This is a genomic window from Legionella tunisiensis, from assembly GCF_000308315.1.
In the GTDB taxonomy this organism is placed as follows: domain Bacteria; phylum Pseudomonadota; class Gammaproteobacteria; order Legionellales; family Legionellaceae; genus Tatlockia; species Tatlockia tunisiensis.
Genome location: NZ_CALJ01000043.1, coordinates 1 through 2635, shown reverse-complemented (window position 1 = coordinate 2635; position 2635 = coordinate 1). Strand labels below are relative to the sequence as shown.

Below are 2635 nucleotides of genomic sequence, written 5' to 3'. Positions count from 1 at the left end.
AATTAAAGCCTGTATCTCTTTAATGATGGCTTGCATTACTATAATAATTACCTTGATGCTCATTCAGATAATGACTAATAAGAGGATTATTAATTCTTGAATAGTTGAGCGCTTTTCTAAGAAAGCATTCTTCTACATAGGTTATCAAACTGCTTTCATCAACCAGTAAACGATACCAAGGATTACGGGTTGCAAAAGCTCGTTTAATTGCTTGTGGATTATACCGACCGGATGCTTGAAAAAGTGGATCTACGTCGATAATGACGGCACGATAATCCTGTTGTGTATGAATTACCTGCTCACCAACATTAAATTTTGCTGTTTTATTCATCGCTTTCTCCTGGTTTTGGCCAGTTCTTGCGTTTTTACTCTGATATCGGTTAGCCTCGATAAATCTTGAATTTGCTGCAATAAAAAGTATGAATAAGGATATCACGCGCTATAAGTTGCACTTTGTAACCGTTGCTCTGCTTCTCAGCTATGCTTACATTCATACCAAGCTTACTGGTGTATATACTGAGGCACCACTGACGGAGTTAATCGATTTTTCGGTTCGCCTGCCTTATGGGCAACGGATGTTAGTGCCGGCCCTGGCTCATTTTCTTGCTTATGTATTGCCATTAGAAATCGATGAGTTGTTCTTTTTACTGGAATGGTTATTTATAAGCCTTTTTTATTATGCGCTCACTAAATTACTTGCTTATGAACTTGAGCCTCGAGCAACACAGTTATTAAGTTGGCTATTTATTCTCCTTTTACCCTTGATAACAGTAATTAATTACCGTTTAACAGTGATGGTGATGCAACTTTTTTATCCTTGTGATTCTGCGTCACTTTTTTATGGCGACTGGATTTTTATTTTGTCTACGCGCGCAATGGTTATACCTAATTCCTTGGGTGTTTTTAGCTACTTTTAATCGCGAGAGTAGTATTTTGCTGGTTTTGTTGATTCCCGCACTTTATTGGCAAAATCTCCGTTTAATTTTTAAACCTCTACTGTTTGCGATCTTAGCCTATTTTTTGGCACGCTTTCTTATTGTGCTTAGTTTGCATGACATTCCAGGGCAGTTAATGGAGTGGTATTTTCGGGGCTCTTCCTACACTTACTTTGAAGTTAATTTACTATGGTTGTTCAATGAGCAACATATTTTTTATTTATATTTTGTTTTGCGGGGTTACCATTATTTTGGTTTGCTTTTTATGATTTTATTCCTTTGCAATATAGACCCATCCGCTATATTAGCCTTTGTTATTTTCTTGGTTTATTACTGGTTGGTAGTTTTATGGAAGCAAGGATTTTTAGTGAAATTATAATTCTTCTTTATTTGCCAGTTTGCATAGCCATACGTTGTTGGCTTACCTCATCAGAGCCCAGTTATGCTCCCGTTAAAAATGTTGCTTATTATCTTAATAGATATAGTGTACTGGTTATTTTAACTACGGTTTTATTATTTAGTTCAACTTGGAACAAGTTGGTTATTTGGTTATCTCATCATAGTTACTAATTGCTGGGCTGGAGCTGTATTTCGCCAAAATAATGCCTAGTTCATATAAGAGACAAAGAGGAACGGCCAATATTATTTGAGATAAAACATCAGGTGGGGTCAACAACATGCCTATAGTGAAGGCAGCAACAATGATGTAAGGCCTCACTTTTTTCAATACTTGAATATCAACCCACTCTAAACGAACCAGGGTTAAGCAAACAAGCGGTACTTGGAAACCAAAACCAAAGAGTAATAACATTCGGGTAATAAAATCCAGAGCGTAAGTCATGTCAGGCATAAATTTAACGCCTAGTGGTACCGCTTTGGCGAAAAACTGAAACATAAAAGGCAAAACCAAATAAAAACAAAATAAAACACCCAGGCAAAATAATAAGAGACTGCTCGTCAACGCCCCGCGTAAATTGTAGCGCTCATGACAATAAAGACCTGGCGCGATAAAACACCATAATTGCAACAGCGCAAAAGGGGCTGTGCACAACATGGCGGCATCAGCGGCAAGTTTGATAGGGGTCAATACTGGTGAGGTAATTTGGGTGGCAATTAACGAATTTTCTTTCGGTAATGCATTGATTAAAGGAGAGATGAGAGCATGAAACAAATCATTTGCACAGAAAAAAACAATAAAAAAAGCGAAAAAAGTAATAATAATATGTAGAGCACGTTTACGAAGCTCTAACAAATGACTTAACATGGACGCGATTTCTCTTATCGATACATAACTCAGTAACCTAACATGGCTATTCGCCAAGCGATAGTTTTTTATTGATTGGCAAGCAAAAAATGATTTTAAGGATAAAATAGGATCCAACAAAAATTGTTAACATAATTTTTCTTTGTTTTAGGTGACGAAGTGAATCATTGCCCCCGTAAGCGTGTTGGCCAGAATTTTTTACAAAACAGGCATATTATTACTGATATTTTAAAGGCTGCCCATTTGCATCGGGATGATAAGGTCGTTGAAATTGGTCCAGGATTAGGTGCCCTGACTCAGCCTTTATTAAAGCAGTTAGATCATTTAACAGCGATTGAAATTGATATCGATTTACAAGCTCATCTGGCTACCTTGCCTACGGCTGCCGATAAACTGGATATAATTCCTGCCGATGCATTGACGATTGATTATAGTC

5 protein-coding genes are annotated in these 2635 nt (G+C 37.2%); 3 read left to right on the top strand and 2 right to left on the bottom strand.

All coding sequences use genetic code 11. The annotated features are described in order from the left end of the window. Positions 1–19: 19 nt before the first annotated feature. On the bottom strand, positions 20–331 hold the full coding sequence (gene hspQ, locus BN58_RS03200) for a heat shock protein HspQ (RefSeq protein ID WP_019215623.1): 312 nt from the start codon (positions 329–331) through the stop codon (positions 20–22). An 88-nt stretch (positions 332–419) separates the two neighbouring features. Between hspQ and BN58_RS32590 the strand changes: the two genes are divergently transcribed. Further along, entirely contained in the window at positions 420–917 is a 498-nt protein-coding gene (locus BN58_RS32590; protein WP_019215622.1) for a hypothetical protein, read from the top strand. Between the two features lie 16 nt (positions 918–933). Continuing rightward, positions 934–1314, top strand: a complete 381-nt coding sequence (locus BN58_RS32585) for a hypothetical protein (protein WP_232220295.1) — start codon at positions 934–936, stop codon at positions 1312–1314. 162 nt (positions 1315–1476) lie between these two features. Here the strand turns inward: BN58_RS32585 and tatC are convergent, their stop codons facing one another. Continuing rightward, entirely contained in the window at positions 1477–2199 is a 723-nt protein-coding gene (gene tatC, locus BN58_RS03190) for a twin-arginine translocase subunit TatC (RefSeq protein WP_019215620.1), read from the bottom strand. A gap of 159 nt (positions 2200–2358) precedes the next feature. Here tatC and BN58_RS03185 point away from each other — a divergent pair. After that, positions 2359–2635 (top strand): rRNA adenine N-6-methyltransferase family protein (locus tag BN58_RS03185; protein WP_019215619.1); only part of this gene is annotated, 277 nt, incomplete at its 3' end.

Excerpts from the sequence above, each read along its gene's own strand:
- hspQ (WP_019215623.1), bottom strand. The coding sequence starts at position 331 with ATGAATAAAACAGCAAAATTTAATGTTGGTGAGCAGGTAATTCATACA.
- BN58_RS32590 (WP_019215622.1), top strand. The coding sequence starts at position 420 with ATGAATAAGGATATCACGCGCTATAAGTTGCACTTTGTAACCGTTGCT.
- tatC (WP_019215620.1), bottom strand. The coding sequence starts at position 2,199 with ATGTTAAGTCATTTGTTAGAGCTTCGTAAACGTGCTCTACATATTATT.